Source organism: Neoaquamicrobium sediminum (assembly GCF_040970315.1).
In the GTDB taxonomy this organism is placed as follows: domain Bacteria; phylum Pseudomonadota; class Alphaproteobacteria; order Rhizobiales; family Rhizobiaceae; genus Aerobium; species Aerobium sediminum.
In genome coordinates this window covers 807,056-822,217 of record NZ_JAZHFV010000001.1, presented here as the reverse complement: position 1 = coordinate 822,217, position 15,162 = coordinate 807,056, and the positions used below count along the sequence as shown (strand labels likewise).

The 15,162-nt window shown below is 65.6% G+C and carries 17 protein-coding genes; 7 read left to right on the top strand and 10 right to left on the bottom strand.

The window, feature by feature from the left end:
- The first annotated feature begins 1 nt into the window (after position 1).
- Positions 2-817: a tetratricopeptide repeat protein gene (locus tag V1479_RS04135; RefSeq protein WP_368801988.1), complete on the top strand. Its 816-nt coding sequence runs from the start codon at positions 2-4 to the stop codon at positions 815-817.
- 157 nt (positions 818-974) lie between these two features.
- The gene (locus tag V1479_RS04130) at positions 975-1,139 is read left to right on the top strand and encodes a hypothetical protein (protein ID WP_173187931.1); all 165 of its coding nucleotides are present in this window, start codon (positions 975-977) and stop codon (positions 1,137-1,139) included.
- 176 nt (positions 1,140-1,315) lie between these two features.
- Here V1479_RS04130 and trmB read toward each other — a convergent pair whose 3' ends face one another.
- From trmB to V1479_RS04085, 9 genes are all read right to left on the bottom strand, one after another.
- The gene (gene trmB, locus V1479_RS04125; protein ID WP_368801779.1) at positions 1,316-2,014 is read right to left on the bottom strand and encodes a tRNA (guanine(46)-N(7))-methyltransferase TrmB; all 699 of its coding nucleotides are present in this window, start codon (positions 2,012-2,014) and stop codon (positions 1,316-1,318) included.
- Positions 2,015-2,150: 136 nt separating this feature from the next.
- Complete coding sequence (metK, locus tag V1479_RS04120) at positions 2,151-3,425, bottom strand: methionine adenosyltransferase (RefSeq protein ID WP_368801778.1); 1,275 nt, start codon at positions 3,423-3,425, stop codon at positions 2,151-2,153.
- Between the two features lie 179 nt (positions 3,426-3,604).
- Positions 3,605-4,009, bottom strand: a complete 405-nt coding sequence (locus V1479_RS04115; protein WP_368801777.1) for a helix-turn-helix domain-containing protein — start codon at positions 4,007-4,009, stop codon at positions 3,605-3,607.
- Between the two features lie 139 nt (positions 4,010-4,148).
- Positions 4,149-5,732: an apolipoprotein N-acyltransferase gene (gene lnt / locus V1479_RS04110; RefSeq protein ID WP_368801776.1), complete on the bottom strand. Its 1,584-nt coding sequence runs from the start codon at positions 5,730-5,732 to the stop codon at positions 4,149-4,151.
- 102 nt (positions 5,733-5,834) lie between these two features.
- The gene (locus tag V1479_RS04105; RefSeq protein ID WP_368801775.1) at positions 5,835-6,743 is read right to left on the bottom strand and encodes a CHAD domain-containing protein; all 909 of its coding nucleotides are present in this window, start codon (positions 6,741-6,743) and stop codon (positions 5,835-5,837) included.
- The gene (locus V1479_RS04100) at positions 6,740-7,201 is read right to left on the bottom strand and encodes a CYTH domain-containing protein (RefSeq protein WP_368801987.1); all 462 of its coding nucleotides are present in this window, start codon (positions 7,199-7,201) and stop codon (positions 6,740-6,742) included. Before V1479_RS04100 ends, V1479_RS04105 begins: the two co-directional genes overlap by 4 nt.
- 242 nt (positions 7,202-7,443) lie before the next feature.
- On the bottom strand, positions 7,444-7,794 hold the full coding sequence (locus tag V1479_RS04095; RefSeq protein WP_368801774.1) for an antibiotic biosynthesis monooxygenase family protein: 351 nt from the start codon (positions 7,792-7,794) through the stop codon (positions 7,444-7,446).
- The gene (locus V1479_RS04090) at positions 7,791-8,123 is read right to left on the bottom strand and encodes an NIPSNAP family protein (RefSeq protein ID WP_368801773.1); all 333 of its coding nucleotides are present in this window, start codon (positions 8,121-8,123) and stop codon (positions 7,791-7,793) included. Before V1479_RS04090 ends, V1479_RS04095 begins: the two co-directional genes overlap by 4 nt.
- A 72-nt stretch (positions 8,124-8,195) precedes the next feature.
- Complete coding sequence (locus V1479_RS04085) at positions 8,196-8,417, bottom strand: DUF1127 domain-containing protein (RefSeq protein ID WP_368801772.1); 222 nt, start codon at positions 8,415-8,417, stop codon at positions 8,196-8,198.
- Between the two features lie 98 nt (positions 8,418-8,515).
- On the opposite strand from V1479_RS04085, the gene V1479_RS04080 reads away from it, so the two are divergent.
- The 5 genes from V1479_RS04080 to V1479_RS04060 all read left to right on the top strand — a co-directional run bounded on the left by V1479_RS04080 (position 8,516) and on the right by V1479_RS04060 (position 13,465).
- A complete protein-coding gene (locus tag V1479_RS04080) occupies positions 8,516-9,196 on the top strand; it encodes an ArsR/SmtB family transcription factor (RefSeq protein ID WP_368801771.1) in 681 nt (226 codons plus the stop codon).
- An 84-nt stretch (positions 9,197-9,280) separates the two neighbouring features.
- A complete protein-coding gene (locus V1479_RS04075; protein WP_368801770.1) occupies positions 9,281-10,399 on the top strand; it encodes a helix-turn-helix transcriptional regulator in 1,119 nt (372 codons plus the stop codon).
- 107 nt (positions 10,400-10,506) lie between these two features.
- Positions 10,507-11,868: a cytochrome ubiquinol oxidase subunit I gene (locus V1479_RS04070; RefSeq protein WP_368801769.1), complete on the top strand. Its 1,362-nt coding sequence runs from the start codon at positions 10,507-10,509 to the stop codon at positions 11,866-11,868.
- A 2-nt stretch (positions 11,869-11,870) separates the two neighbouring features.
- Entirely contained in the window at positions 11,871-12,464 is a 594-nt protein-coding gene (locus V1479_RS04065; RefSeq protein ID WP_368801768.1) for an endonuclease domain-containing protein, read from the top strand.
- Positions 12,461-13,465: a cytochrome d ubiquinol oxidase subunit II gene (locus V1479_RS04060; protein ID WP_368801767.1), complete on the top strand. Its 1,005-nt coding sequence runs from the start codon at positions 12,461-12,463 to the stop codon at positions 13,463-13,465. Before V1479_RS04065 ends, V1479_RS04060 begins: the two co-directional genes overlap by 4 nt.
- Before the next feature lie 16 nt (positions 13,466-13,481).
- Here V1479_RS04060 and V1479_RS04055 read toward each other — a convergent pair whose 3' ends face one another.
- Complete coding sequence (locus V1479_RS04055) at positions 13,482-15,008, bottom strand: DHA2 family efflux MFS transporter permease subunit (RefSeq protein ID WP_368801766.1); 1,527 nt, start codon at positions 15,006-15,008, stop codon at positions 13,482-13,484.
- Positions 15,009-15,162: the final 154 nt, after the last annotated feature.

The following is a 15,162-nucleotide window of genomic DNA, read 5'->3' as shown; positions in this document are numbered from 1 at the left end:
GATGTTGACCAACCGCGCGACGAACGCAACGGGAAAACGCCTTCGTACCACGGCAGCGGCACTTGCGCTGGGCCTGGCGCTGGCCGGCTGCGCCACCAAGGACCGGATCACGACCGGATCGGTCAGCCGTCCGTCCTCCGCCCCCGTCGAGACCATGTCGACACAGCAGCTCGCGTCCGAGGCGCAGACGCTGGGCCAGATTTACGCCAAGAACCCCAAGGACGTGAACACGGCGATGCGCTACGCCTCCGTCCTGCAGATGAACGGGCGAACCGACCAGTCGCTGGCGGTGATGCGCAAGCTTGCGATCGACTATCCCAAGGAGCGCCAGGTGCTTGCGGCCTACGGCAAGGCGCTCGCCGCGGCCGGCGAGCTGGAGCCGGCGCTCGACGCCGTGCGCCGCGCCCAGACACCTGAATATCCAGACTGGAAGCTCGTTTCGGCCGAGGCAGCGATCCTCGACCAGCTCGGCAAGCCGCAGGAGGCCCGCCAGCTCTATCGCCGCGCCCTCGAGATGAAGCCCGGCGAACCCTCCATCCTGTCCAACCTCGGCATGTCGCATCTGCTTGAAGGCGACCTCAAGACCGCCGAGAACTACATGCGACAGGCCGTCGAGACGCAGGGCGCCGACAGCCGCGTGCGTCAGAACCTCGCCCTCGTCGTCGGCCTGCAGGGGCGCTTCAAGGAAGCCGAAGAGATCGCCAGCCGCGAACTCTCGCCCGACCAGGCCCAGGCCAACGTCGCCTACCTGCGCTCGATGCTCTCCCAGCAAAACGCCTGGAACCAGCTCGAGCAGGAAGAAAAGAACACCAACTGACAGCGGCGATACTTCGACAAGCTTCACGTCCGCATGCCGGCGGGGGCTTTATGCTGCACTGCACAAAAATGCATGGCGGCCATGCTGAAACGTCGCTTCCGCTGCGGCAGTTGGCTTCCTATCTACGTCGCATCGCACAGCCGATGAGACAGGAAAAATGTCCAACAGATCACTGACGAGGGGAATCTCGGAATTCCTCGACATAGTGGGAAGCGCATTCGCCGTATCGGCGGCCACGCGTGAACACCGGCCCGCAAGGGACGCAGACCTTCTGCGTCTCGGCATCGATCCGGTTCGGTTCCGCGGGATCAAGCGCTTCTGAGAGACCGTTCGAGAGTTCGCTCCAGCGAGGCAGGTGGCGCGGTTTTCGAGAACCGACGCGCAGCGTACATTCGGTACGTGAGCATCGGAAGCGTAGAAAGCCGCATCAGATGCCCGCCGGAGTAGAACCATCGAGCAGTCTCTGAAGCGGGCACGCGCCCGCAAAGGACCGCCGGCCTATCCGCGCAGAAATGTGAGATAGGCCGGCGTCCTTCCTTCTCTTATCGCCTTCGCCTCGTAGCGTGTGCCCGGCCAGCCCTCATAGGGCGTGCGCCAGTCTTCAGCCGAGGCCGCGCGCCATTCGAACGCCTCGTGCTTCCGGCATGCCAGCAGCGTCCAGTCGACATAGGTATCGATGTCGGATGCGAAGCGAAACACCCCGCCTTTCTTCAGCACCCTTGCAAAACGATCCATATTGGCTTCGTTGACGAAACGGCGCTTCCAGTGCTTCTTCTTCGGCCAAGGGTCGGGATAGAACAGGTCTATCCCGTCCAGCGACGCGTCCGGAAGCCAGTCGAGCAGGCGGGTCGCGTCGTCGTCGTAAAGCCGAAGGTTGCCGCGGGGCTCCTCGTCCAGCAGCGAAGCCATCTTGGCCATGCCATTGACGAAGGGCTCCACGCCGATGAAGCCAGTCGTTGGGTTGCGGCCGGCCTCCAGATGCAGGTGCTCCCCGCCGCCGAAGCCGATTTCCAGCCGAACGCCATCGACCGGCACGCCGAACAGGCCGGTCAGGTCGTCCGGCGCCGGGCTGCCGAGGTCGAGCATGAGCCCCGGCAGGAGCCGCGCGGCGGCTTCCGCCTGGGCGGGGCGCAACGACTTGCCCCGCCGACGACCGAAGAAGGCCTCGGTCGCGCGCTTGCGCCGCTCTTCCGCCATTCCCCGATGCTCCTTCAGTGCCGTCCCAGCAATGCGTCAGCGCGAGTCGAAAATGGTGACTTTCGAGAACCGGAGCGGAGCGTACCGAGGTACGTGAGCACCGGAAGCGCAGAAAACCGCCATTTGCAGACCGGCCTCACGCGTTGCTTGCAACCGCTTCCTTGAGCGCCTTGACCAGATCGGTCTTCTCCCAGGAGAAGGAGCCGTCGCGGCCAGCCTTGCGGCCGAAATGGCCATAGGCGGCGGTCCTGCCGTAGATCGGCTTGTTCAGGTCGAGGTGCCGGCGAATGCCGGACGGCGACAGGTCCATAACCTTGCGGATCGCTGCCTCGATCTGTTCTTCGGTCACGCCCTTGCCGGTTCCGTGCAGGTCCACATAGACCGAAAGCGGCTGTGCGACGCCAATGGCGTAGGAGAGCTGGATCGTGCAGCGCTCGGCAAGCTTGGCCGCCACCACGTTCTTGGCCAGATAGCGCGCCGCATAGGCGGCCGAGCGGTCGACCTTGGTGGTGTCCTTGCCGGAGAACGCGCCGCCGCCGTGCGGAGCCGCGCCGCCATAGGTGTCGACGATGATCTTGCGGCCGGTCAGGCCGGCGTCGCCGTCGGGGCCACCGATCACGAACTTGCCGGTCGGGTTGATGTACCAGTTGCAGTCGTCGGCGATCTTCAGGTCGCCGAGCGCCTCGCGGATATACGGCTCGACCACCGCGCGCACCTTCTTCGAATCCCAGCTTCCGTCCAGGTGCTGGGTCGAGAGCACGATCTGGGTTGCCTCGGCCGGCTTGCCGTCGACATAGCGCACGGTCACCTGGCTCTTGGCGTCCGGGCCGAGCTTGCCGGCCTCACCCTCACCAGCGTGGCGGGCGGCGGCCAGCAGTTCGAGGATCTTGTGGCTGTAGTAGATCGGGGCCGGCATCAGGTCGGGCGTCTCGTTGCAGGCGTAGCCGAACATGATGCCCTGGTCGCCAGCGCCTTCCTCGCCCTGCCTGTCGGACGCATTGTCGACGCCCTGCGCGATGTCGGCCGACTGGCCATGCAACAGCACGTCGATCTTGGCGGTCTTCCAGTGGAAGCCATCCTGCTCGTAGCCGATGGCGCGGATCGCCTTGCGGGCGGCGGACTTGAACTTCGACGGATTGATCAGCGGAAACTCCGCCGCATTCGTCATGATCGAGCCGTCCTTATTCTTCCTGAGAAGCGAGTCGGGCACCCGGACTTCTCCGGCGATCACGACCCGGTTGGTCGTCGCCAGCGTTTCGCATGCGACACGCACGTCCCAGGGGTTCATCCCGGTCTTCTTGGCCTCGCGATAGACGAGATCCACGATCTCGTCCGAGATGCGGTCGCAAACCTTGTCGGGATGGCCTTCGGAGACCGATTCGCTGGTGAAAAGGTAGTTCTGGCGTGCCACGGGTATCCCCTCTCGAAAGAAATGCCGGAACGATCCGGCAAAGACGCAATCTGTTACCGAGGCCCGCCTTGTGCCGTCAAGCAAACAAACGTTCGTCAATCCTATGAAAAAGGAGAAAATGGTCGTGCGAAGCCGCTACGCTACCGCGCGGCCACGCCGGTTACGCGGGACGCGCGGGATCATTCCTCGTCGGCGAGTGCCCTTACGAGATCGATGATCTTTGTCCGCACCTTCGGATCGGAAATGCGCACGAACGCCCGGTTGAGCCGCAGGCCCTCGGTGCTCGACAGGAAGTCGACCACATAGGTGGTCTGGCTTTCCTCCGACAGGCCTCCAGCACCTGGTCCTCCCGGCGCGTCCTCGAAGAAGAAGGCGACCGGAACCTCGAGGATCGAGGCGATTGCCTGCAGCCTGCTGGCGCCGACGCGATTCGTCCCCTTCTCGTATTTTTGGATCTGCTGGAACGTGATGCCGAGGCTTTCCCCAAGCTTCTCCTGGCTCAGGCCCAGCATGTTGCGCCTGAGACGGATGCGGCCCCCGACATGAATGTCGATCGGATTCGGCTTCTTCTTGTTTTCCGGCATGATTCCCTCGCCGTTACCTGCAAAGGTTGAACTTCCAACTTCCCTTTGCCGGAATGGATCGGCTGGAGACCCCAATGATCCAGCGTGACGAATCCCTCGGCAGACGGCTTTTCACTATGAATCTCTAATATACGCGCTGTCAATCAGACCGGTAGCCGGAAAACAGGCAGGTCAAGACCGACCAAAGGCCTAGAATCACCAGAAAGGATGCCCCTGCAAGAGCCGGCGAGCCCAAACCTTCGACCCGCTGCCGCGGCACCGAAACGTCCAGCACGCCCACTGCATCGATCGCAAATGCGTCGATTACGCGGCCATAGGCGTCGACGACCCCGGAAATACCGTTATTGGCGGCGCGCACCAGAGGCCGTCCAGCCTCGACCGCGCGAATCTGCGCCTGGCGAAAATGCTGGTACGGGCCGGGCGTGTTTCCGAACCAAGCGTCGTTCGTCACGTTGAGGATGACATCCGCGTCGACATCGCCATAGCCCGCGATGCCCGGAAAGATGATCTCGTAGCAGATGAAGGGCAGCGCCTTTACACCGTCCGCCGTCTCGATGCTGCGGCGAGGACCGCCCGGCGAAAAGTCCGACACCGACTGCACCAGCCTCTTCATGCCGAACCGTCCCAGCAAATCCGCGAACGGCAGGTATTCGCCGAACGGCACCAACCTGATCTTGTCGACCGCGTCATAGGTCTCGCCGGCCGCGTTGATGCCGACGACGGCATTGTAGTAGCGCACGTCCTGCGCCTGGCTCGCGCCCTCCACGCGTACGGCGCCGACGAGCAGCGTCTGTCCATCCGCGACGAGCTCGCCCAGCGCCACCAGCGCATCCGGGCGATCAGCCAGGATGAAGGGCACGGAGGTCTCGGGCCACACGATCAGGTCGGGCGCTGGCGCGCCCTCCGCCGGTGGCCGCGCCGACAGGTCGAGATAGGTCGCGAAGATGCGGTCGCGCACGCTTGCATCCCACTTCTCGGTCTGGTCGATCGAGGGTTGCACGATACGCACGTTGACGAGCGTCTCTGGCGCGGCATCCGCCGTCGAAAGACGCCATGCGCCGTAGCCGGCATGGGCGGCGATCAGGAGGCCCGCGAGGCCGAAGCCCGCCAGCCGCCCCTTGGGAGACGCCAGCAGCGCCGGCATCGCGAACACGAAGACGGCGAGCGCATTCATGCCCGTCATCCCGACGACACCGACCGATTGCATGAGCAGCGGAACGGGCATCGCCGCCTGCCCTATGGCGTTCCATGGAAAGCCCGTCAGGACAACGCCGCGCAGCCACTCGGCCACGCCGAACGCGAAGGCGATTGCCGCGATCCGGCCGAGGCCGTCGCTCCACAGGAGCCGCGCGACCACGGCGGCCAGCCCGTGGAAGATCGCGAGCAGCGCCGGCAGGCCGAAGACGGCGAGCGGCAGCGCCCAGGCAAAGAGATCGGCTTCGACCAACAGCGCATTTCCGGTCCACCAGAGGCCCGCCACGAAGTAGCCGAAGCCGAACCACCAGCCCGTCAGGAAAGGCCTGAAGACGCGTCGGAAGAACCGTTCGCCCGGCGCGCTGGCCGATCCGTCCAGCAGCCACACCAGCACCGGAAAGGCGATCAGGCAGGCAGCGAAGAAATCGAAGGGCGGCTGGCCAAGGGCCGCGACTGCGCCGGCCAGAAAAGCAGCCAGCGCCCTGCGCCACCCCCACAGCAGTATGACCTTGCCGGCCACGCGCTCCATCAGATCCCCGGAATTGCGTGAATCACCCCGACGATGTTCTAGAGCCTTTCCCTGGAAGGGGAAACCTTCGGTGCCGGGAATTCGACGATGGCGCGGCGTCTATCACGCAGCTTTGGCGATGCTCCTGCGCAAACGCTTCTTGGGCTTCTCGGGCGCATCTGCCAGAAGCCTCCGGGCCTCCGAAAGCGCCTGTTTCGACAGCGCCCCAACGTTTTTCCGCAGGAGCCGGTCAAACGGTTTCGTATCGATCGCTTCCGGCAAGCCGAGCGCGCCGCTCGCCAGCCCGTCGCGCATCACGTGAATGTCATTGATCTCGCCGAGCCGTTCGCCCAGTTCCTCGACCTCGGCGCGCCGCTTCCTGATGTTGCCGCCCATGAAATCGCGCAGCAGGCCGAGTTGCGCCCAGTGTGCTTTAACGGCCTTGCGCAACTCGTGAAACTCTTCCGGCTCGCCGCGAGCCCGTGCCTTTTCGAGTGCCTTGCCCCAGTGTTTCAGCGCCTTTGCGAAGCCTTTGGCGAGTACCGCGCCATCGGAGACATCGGCAAGAGGCTGGCTGCGGCGAAGCCGTTCCAGCGCAGCCCGGCACATGGCGGCCGCTTCATCCCGCGCCTCGTCCAGCGCCTGCCCCGTGATCCTCGCATGACGGGCGTCGAGCGCATCGCGAATTTCCGCCAGATGGCAGGCCTCGACCTTCTCCGGGAACGCGGCAATGAACCGGTCGACCGTCTCTACCGCAGCGGTCGCCTCGCGCGGTCCCGCGATCAGCCGCGCCGCATCGCGAAGGCGTCGCCCTTCCCCTTTCATCAGCGGCTTGTCGGCGGCGCGCACCAGAAGCAGCAGGGCACGCAGCTTCTTGATGCCCTTGCGCGCCTCGTGCAGCGCCTTGCCATGATCGCCCTCCCTGTCTTCCAGATGCCCTATGACGCGGCCGCCGGTCTCGTCGAGGATGCGCATCACCTCGGCGTCGAGCGATCTCGACGGAGCAATGCGAAACACCGGCTGGGCCGTCACGGCGCGCCCTCCAGCGCCAGCGAGAGGTTGTAGAATGCCCGATCGCCCGTCACCTCGTCGCCGAGCCAGTCCGGCAATTCCTCATCCGGCACGTCGTCGGGTGTCTCCAGCTCGGCGATCACGAGCCCGGCCAGCGCGCCTTCGAACGTGTCGACATCATATTCGCGTCCGCCATGGGCCACCTTGTGGCGCGTCTTTTCGACGACGTTGCCCAGCGCAAAACGCAACAAGTCGCGCGCATCTGCCAGCGGAATCGGATATTCGAACTCGTCGCGTGCCCGCGCGGCCCCGCCGAACTTGATCGTCAGCTTCGCCTTCTCGCCATCCACGATGCGCACACGCACGGAGCGGTCTTCGCCGGCGCTCACATAGAACTGGCTGATGGCGGTGGCATCCTTCGCCGCCGCCCGCCAGCCGGAGGTCTTCACCAGAAACTTGCGCTCGATCTCCTTGGCCATCGCGGCATGAAAGCCCGAGACGGCCGGCATGGCAAGCGGCCATCGGTCAACCGACTCACCACCGTCATTCTCGAGCTTGTCCCGAGAATCTGCGCACATCGGAGATTCCAGGCCTTTCGACCGTGCCCATACCGGCGCAGTAAACTCACCATACCCGGCAGATTCTCGGGACAAGCCCGAGAATGACGGGATGGAAGGCTCCGCCCGTTGACCTGGGCTCGTTTCCCTGCGGCAGCTCCGCGTCAGGCCCGATGTACCGCGCGGCTGTCGGCGGGCGCCTGTTCGCGCCGCTCTTCCATCTCGTAGTCGCGCACGACATGGGCGATCCGCAGCCTGTAACCGTCGAAGATGCCGCCCCGGCCGGCCTTCTGCGCCAGCCGGTGCTCGCGCGTGTTGCGCCATGCGGCAACAGCATCATCGTCGCGCCAGAACGACAGCGACAGGATGCGGTCCGGGTCCGACAGACTCTGGAAGCGCTCGATCGAAATGAAGCCATCGATCGGGTCGAGCAGCAGGCGCAATTCCGCGGCGAGCGACAGATAGGCATCGCGCCGGCCGGCGGTGGGTTTCACCTCGAAGATAACCGCGATCATGGCGCAATCCTTTCGCCATGCGGCGCCGAGGCCAGCTTCAGGAAGATGCGGTCCTCCTTGAGGATGAAACGCTTCTCGCGCGCGAACCGATAGTTCTCCTTGCCTATCGGGTCGGCGGCCAACCGCGCCCGATAGGTCTCGTATTCAGCGAGGCTGTCGATCGAATAGACACCGTAGGCCGTCGTTGCGGAGCCCTCGTGCGGGGCAAAATAGCCGATCAGCTCGGCTCCGCAGCGCGGGATCGCCTCGCCCCAGTTGCGAGCATAGGTCTCAAAGTCCTCCTTACCGAAAGGATCGATCTCGTAGCGGATGAAACAGGTAATCGTCATGTCGCCTCCCTTGTTCATTCGATGACGCTTCGACACGCAACGAAGCGTTCCAGCGTCGTACCGCGTTATGGTTCAACGCCAGGGCGGCTTGCGGCACTCGCGCTCGGCCATGCCGCGCGTGATGCCGATGTCGTCCAGCATCCGGTCGTCGAGGTCTGCGAGGTCCAGACGCTGCCGGTGGCGGTCGTTCCAGCGCCAGAGCCGGCGCAGCAGGGCAAAGACGCCGCGGCCCGGCGAGGGTGCCTCGGCCAGTGTCTCGGAACGGTTCGGTAGCAAAGGCACGGTGGTACGCATGGCGGAACTCCTTTGAGCAACACCCTACCGATTGCGCGACGGCAATGCTTCGACTATCATCAAACCATGATTGTCATTCAGTGAGCCGGGAGGCACCGATGAAGGAAGGTCCGGATCTGTCGCGTGTCGCAGCGCTTGTCGGCGATCCCGCTCGCGCCAACATGCTGTCGGCGCTTATGGGCGGCACGGCGCTCACGGCCAGCGAGCTCGCGCTGGAAGCGGGCGTCAGCCTGCCGACCGCCAGCTCGCATCTCGCCAAACTGTGCGATGGCGGGCTCGTACGCGTCGCCGCGCAGGGCCGCCACCGCTATTTCGCGCTTGCCGGCACGCAGGTTGCCTTGATGATCGAGGCCATCTCCGGGGTGGCCGAGGCGGTCGGCCCCCAGCGCACCCGCCCCGGCCCGCGCGACAGGGCGATGCGCGAGGCGCGGGTCTGCTACGACCATCTCGCCGGCGAGCGCGGCGTGGCGCTGTTCGACCACCTGGTGGCACGCGGGCTGCTGGACGAGGACGCCGAGCGACTGACGCCCAGCGACGCCGGCCGACGCTGGTTCGAGGCGCTCGACATCGATGTCGGCGCGCTCAAGCAGGCACGACGCCCGATGTGCCGCGCCTGCCTGGACTGGAGCGTGCGCCGCTCGCATCTGGCTGGCAGCCTCGGCGCGGCCATGCTCGACACCATCACGACGCGCGGCTGGGCGCGGCGCGACAAGGACAGCCGCGCCGTGGTCTTCACCCCGACGGGCCGCCGCGCGTTCGAGCGGTTGCTGGCCGATTGAACCGTGGAAGGTTGACCCTGCCGGCACGGCGCTCCAATCTGGGTGAGGGGATCGGAACAGCCTTTCGGCGGGAGGTGGCGTTTCGTGCGCGCGGATGCGGTACATAAGGCGCTCGACGCCTGTTACGACGCGGTGTCGGAGCCGGAGCTCTGGCAGACCGCGCTACACGACCTCGCCTCCTCGCTCGATTCCGCCTGCGCCATGTTCTACCCCAAGGATGTCGGCGAGCGGGCAACGCTCGTGCCTTCATCCGTTCATTATGCCGATCTTCTCGAGGACTATGTCGCCGGCGGTTGGTACGACAACCATTACCGCGCCGAACGCGGCTGGCCGCTGCTGGAGACGCATCCGACCGGCGTGCTGATCGAGCACGATCTCGCCACCGACGAGGAGCGCCGCAAGCTCGCCCACTATCATGACTTCTATCTGAAATGGGGTTATCCCGGCTTCGCCGCGATCGGTTTCCGCGTGGAAGGCCAGCGCTGGTGCCTGCCCCTGCTGCGATCCAGCAGCCAGGGACACTTCTCTTACGAGGAAGCGCATCTGTTCGCACGGCTCGGGCCGGATCTGCGCCGGATGATGCACCTCAGCGAGCAGTTCGCGCAGGCGCGCGCGGCGACCGGCGTCGAGGCGCTTGCGCATATCGGGCGCGCGGCCATGCTGCTCGACTGGCAGGGCCGCGCTATCGAAATCAACGCGCAGGCCGAAAGCCTTCTCGCCTCGGCATCGGAGACGATTGTGGTCCGCGAGGGGCGGCCCCGCGCGGTGCATGCGGCCAGCGACCGGCAGTTGCAGTCGTTGCTCGCAGGCGCCGGCAGCAACGGCCACCGTCGCCAGCGTGCGGTCGAGGCCTTGCCGGTGCGTATCGAGCGTCCCGCCGGGCTGCCCCTGATCGCGGAGCTGGTCTCCGTGCGCGGACTCGTCGCACCCGTCTCCATGCGGGCCTTTGCCATCCTGCTCCTCAGCGACCCGCACGAGCGGCCGCTCGCTGACACCGAGCGTTTGCGACAGGCTCTGGGGCTTACGCCCGCCGAAGCGCTACTGGCCGGCGCGATGGCGGAAGGCCGGAGTCTCGAACGCTGCGCCGACCAGCTCGGCATCGCGATCGGCACGGCGCGCCAAAGGCTCAAGGCGATCTTCGCCAAGACGGGCACCCACCGCCAGGGCGAACTGGTCGCGCTGCTCAGCCGCGTGCTGCGCTAAGCTGCCGCACCGCGACACTCCGCCCCTGCGACAGGCGGCACCTTTGACCCGTCCGCCGCTACGCCCTAACGTTGCAAGCGGGAGCCAAATGGAGCCGGAAGCCGGTCATGGACGCGCTTATTCTTTCCCGCCTGCAGTTTGCTGCGAACATCTCGTTCCACATTCTCTTTCCGACGATCACCATCGCGCTGGGCTGGGTGCTGCTGTTCTTCAAGCTGCGCTACAACGCGACCGGCGACTCGGCCTGGATGCGCGCCTATTTCTTCTGGGTGAAGGTGTTCGCGCTGTCCTTCGCGCTCGGCGTCGTATCGGGCGTCACCATGAGCTTCCAGTTCGGCACCAACTGGCCGGGTTTCATGGAGAAGGTCGGCAACATCGCCGGGCCGCTGCTCGCCTACGAAGTGCTCACCGCCTTCTTCCTGGAGGCCGTGTTCCTCGGCATCATGCTATTCGGCTTCCGCCGCGTGTCGAACCGGGTTCACACGCTCGCGACCTTCCTCGTCGCCTTCGGCACGACGCTTTCGGCGTTCTGGATCCTGGCGCTCAACTCGTGGATGCAGACCCCGGCCGGCTTCGAGATGCGCGACGGCGTGGCCTTCCCCGTCGACTGGTGGGCGATCGTCTTCAACCCGTCCTTCCCCTATCGCCTCGTCCATATGCTGCTGGCTTCCGGCCTGACGGTGGCCTTCCTCGTCGCCGGCCTGTCGGCCCTGCGGTTCCTGGCAGGCGACCGCGCCGAATCGATGTGGAAGGCGCTGCGCACCGGCGTTTTCATGGGGGCGGCACTCATTCCAGTGCAAATCTTCGTCGGCGACATGCACGGCCTCAACACGCTGGAGCACCAGCCGCAGAAGGTCGCCGCCATGGAGGCCAACTGGGAGACGCGGGGCAACGTGCCGCTTGTGCTGTTCGCATGGCCAGACGAGGAAGCCCGCGAAAACCGGTTCGAGATCGCCGTGCCCAATGGAGCCAGCCTCATCCTCAGGCACTCGCTCGACGGCGTTGTGCCCGGCCTCAACGACTATGTTGGCGAGCACCCTCCGGTCGCGCCGGTGTTCTGGGGCTTCCGCATCATGGTCGGTGTCGGGCTGGCCATGCTGGCGCTGTCCTGGGCGACCTCGTGGTTCCTGTGGCGACGCGGGGCGATGCCGAGGCTGCTCGCCTATGCCTACGCGCCGATGGCCTTTTCAGGCTGGGTCGCCACGCTCGCCGGCTGGTACACCACCGAGATCGGCCGTCAGCCATGGCTGGTGACCGGCGTGCTGCGCACCGAAGAGGCAGTCGGCCCGGTCGCCGCCTCCAATGTCGGCTTCACGCTCGCCATCTACATTGTGCTCTACATCGTTCTGATGATCGTCTATCTCGGCGTGCTCACCCACCTGGCGCTCAAGGCGGCCAAGGACGGCGACCAGTCCCCACTCCCCGGCGTCGAAGACCGCGCCCTGACCCAACCGATGGCGGGGGAATAGGTATGGGACTTCGCGCTCCCGACACCGCGATTGCGAATGCGCGCCGATTGCGCCGCAGCCTCACTCTGCCTGAAGCTCTTCTTTGGGAACAAGTGCGCGGAGGACGGCTGGAGGGTTTGCGCTTCAGACGGCAACACGCCATCGGCCCCTACGTTCTGGATTTTTATTGTCCGAAGGCTCGCCTTGCCATTGAGGTCGATGGATCGCATCACGACCTCGAGCACCATATGCGACACGACAATCGTCGCGACGACTGGCTTTGCAACGAAGGCATTCGCGTGTTGCGAATTGCCGCGAGCGATATTCTCGATGATCATCTTTTCGAAGGCGTACTACGCCTAATCGCTCTGACTGCGGCAACAGGAACAATCCCCCAAGAATCCCAGTCGCCAAGATGGGTTGATGGCAAGACACCCCCTCCACCGCCTTCGGCGGTCCCCCTCCCCCGCTTCGCAGGGGAGGAACCGACATCGCTGACGGCCGCAACATCGGATCTTCCCCCGTTCACGGGGGAAGGGGACCACGCGAAGCGTGGTGAAGGGGGTGTTTTGTTACCGGCAATTCTCGCGACTGAAGGCGAAGGAGAGCAGCTATGACCCTCGACTGGCCCACCCTTCTTCCTCTCATCTTCGCCGGACTGATGGGTCTGGCGATCCTGGTCTATGTCGTGCTCGACGGCTTCGACCTCGGCATCGGCATCCTGTTCGCCGCGTCCGACGCGCACGAGAAGGACACGATGATCGCCGCGATCGGCCCGTTCTGGGACGCCAACGAGACCTGGCTGGTGCTCGCCGTCGGGCTGCTTCTCGTGGCCTTCCCCGTCGCCCACGGGGTCATCCTCACAGCGCTCTACATCCCCGTCTTCGTGCTGCTCGTCGGGCTGATCCTGCGCGGCGTCGCCTTCGACTTCCGCGCCAAGGTGCCCGTCCACCGCAAGAAGCGCTGGGACGCGCTGTTCTGCATCGGCTCGCTCGCCGCCTCGCTCTCGCAGGGCTACATGCTCGGCGTCTACGTGCTCGGGCTGGAAACCGGCCTGCCGGCGATCGGCTTCGGCCTGCTCGTGGCGCTGTGCCTTGCGGCTTCCTACGCGGCGATGGGTGCCGCGTGGCTCATCTACAAGACGGAGGGCGACCTGCAGCGCAAGGCCGTGCGCTTCCTGCGCTCCGCGCTGGTGTTCACCGCCGTCGGCATGGTCGCCGTCTCGCTGGCGACGCCCTTTGCGAGCCCGCGGATCTTCGAGAAATGGTTCACCTGGCCGGAGATCGCCCTTCTGGCGCCGCTGCCGATCGTTACGGGCGCGGCCTTCCTCGGCCTGTGGCTGCTCACCTTCCGCATGCCCGCGCCCGGCGACCGCCACGCGATCACGCCGTTCCTGACGCTGGCGGCGATCTTCGCGCTCGGCTTCGCGGGGCTGGCCTATTCCTTCTACCCGTTCGTGGTGCCGGACCGGCTCACCATCTGGGAGGCCGCGGCCGCGACCGAAAGCCTCGCCATCATCCTCGCCGGCACGGCGGTCGTGCTGCCGGTGATGATCGGCGCGTCCTTCTACGTCTACCGCGTCTTCAGCGGAAAGGCCGGCGACCTCAGCTACGACTGAGGCGCCGCCGGCAACCTCAATCCATGTGGGCGGCTGCCGGCGCGCCGGCCGCGGTCATCTTCGGCTTCCTGAGCAGCAGCGCCAGCGGTATCGCGCACAGCGTCACGATCATCATCAGCTTGAAGTCGTCGATGTAGGCGATCATCAGCGCCTGCTGGTTGACGAGCTGGTCGAGCTGGCTCAGCGTCGAAACGTTGCCCGCAGCCGCGCCGGGCATGGCCGCGGCAAGGCTCTGGTTGAACGGCGTCAGCCCCGCGGACAGCTCGGCGTGGTTGACCTGCACGTTGCGCGTCAGAAGCACGGTGACGATCGAGATGCCGATCGACGAGCCGATATTACGCACCAGGTTGAACAGGCTTGCCGCGTCCGTGCGGAAGCGCGGGTCGAGCGTGGCGAAGGCCACCGTCGAGAGCGGCACGAAGACGAGGCCGAGGCCGAGCCCCTGCACGACGCCCGAGACGATGATCAGGTGATCGTCCATCTGCGGCGAGAAACCGGTCATCATGTGCAGAGACCACGCCGTCAGCGACAGGCCGGCGACGACGAGCACGCGCGCGTCGACCACCTGCACCAGCCGCCCGACGAGCAGCATGGAGATCATCGTGCCGACGCCGCGCGGCGCCATGACGAGGCCGGTGAGCGTGGTCGAATGGTTGAAGAGCCGCGACAGCATCGGCGGCAGCAGCGCAAGGCTCGCCAGCAGGATCACGCCGATCACGAAGATGAAGACGAGGCCGGTCACGAAATTGCGGTCGGCGAAGATCCGCGCGTCGATGAAGGTGTCCTTGCCGGTCATCAGGTGCACGGCGAAGATCCAGAAACCGGTGATCGCCAGCCCGAGCTCGAGCCAGATCTCGACGGCCGAGAACCAGTCCACCTCCGCGCCGCGGTCGAGCATGAGCTGCAGCGCGCCCACGCCCAGCGACAGCATGGCAAAGCCGAAGAAGTCGAAGCCGCGCAGGCGCACGCCCGCCCTCGGCAGGAAGGCGGCCGAGCCGAGGAAGGCGAGGATGCCGACCGGCAGGTTGATGAAGAACACCCAGCGCCAGCTCGCGAACTCGGTCAGCCAGCCGCCGAGCGTTGGTCCGATGATCGGGCCGACCATGATGCCCGCACCCCAGATCGCCATCGCCTGGCCGTGCTTTTCCTTCGGGTTGATGTCGAGAAGGAAGGTCTGCGACAGCGGCACGATCGACGCGCCGAACAGGCCCTGCATCACGCGGAAGGCGACCATGCTCTCCAGGCTCCACGCCAGCCCGCACAGCATCGAGAAGATGGTGAAGCCGGCGATGGTCACCAGGAAAAGCTCGCGCCGGCCGAACCGGTCGGCGAGCCAGCCCGTCACCGGCGTCATGATCGCCGCGGCGACGATGTAGGAGGTCAGCACCCAGTTGATCGTGTCCTGCGACGCGCCCAGGTCGCCCGTCATCGTCGGCAGGGCGACATTCGCGATCGTGGTGTCGAGCACCTGCATGATCGTCGCCAGCATGATCGAAACGGTGATCAGGCCGCGATGCGGATAGTCGGTATCGGTTTTGCTCATTTGGCTAACTCTGAAGGTCGCGTCCTACGTTGCCCCTCTCTGTCCTGCCGGACATCTCCCCCACACGGGGGGAGATCGGCAGCTTGGCGCTCACCGCTCTTCCTGCGACGTCGGCGATTGGCGAAAGCCAGGCGGCCGGCTGATCTCCCCCCGT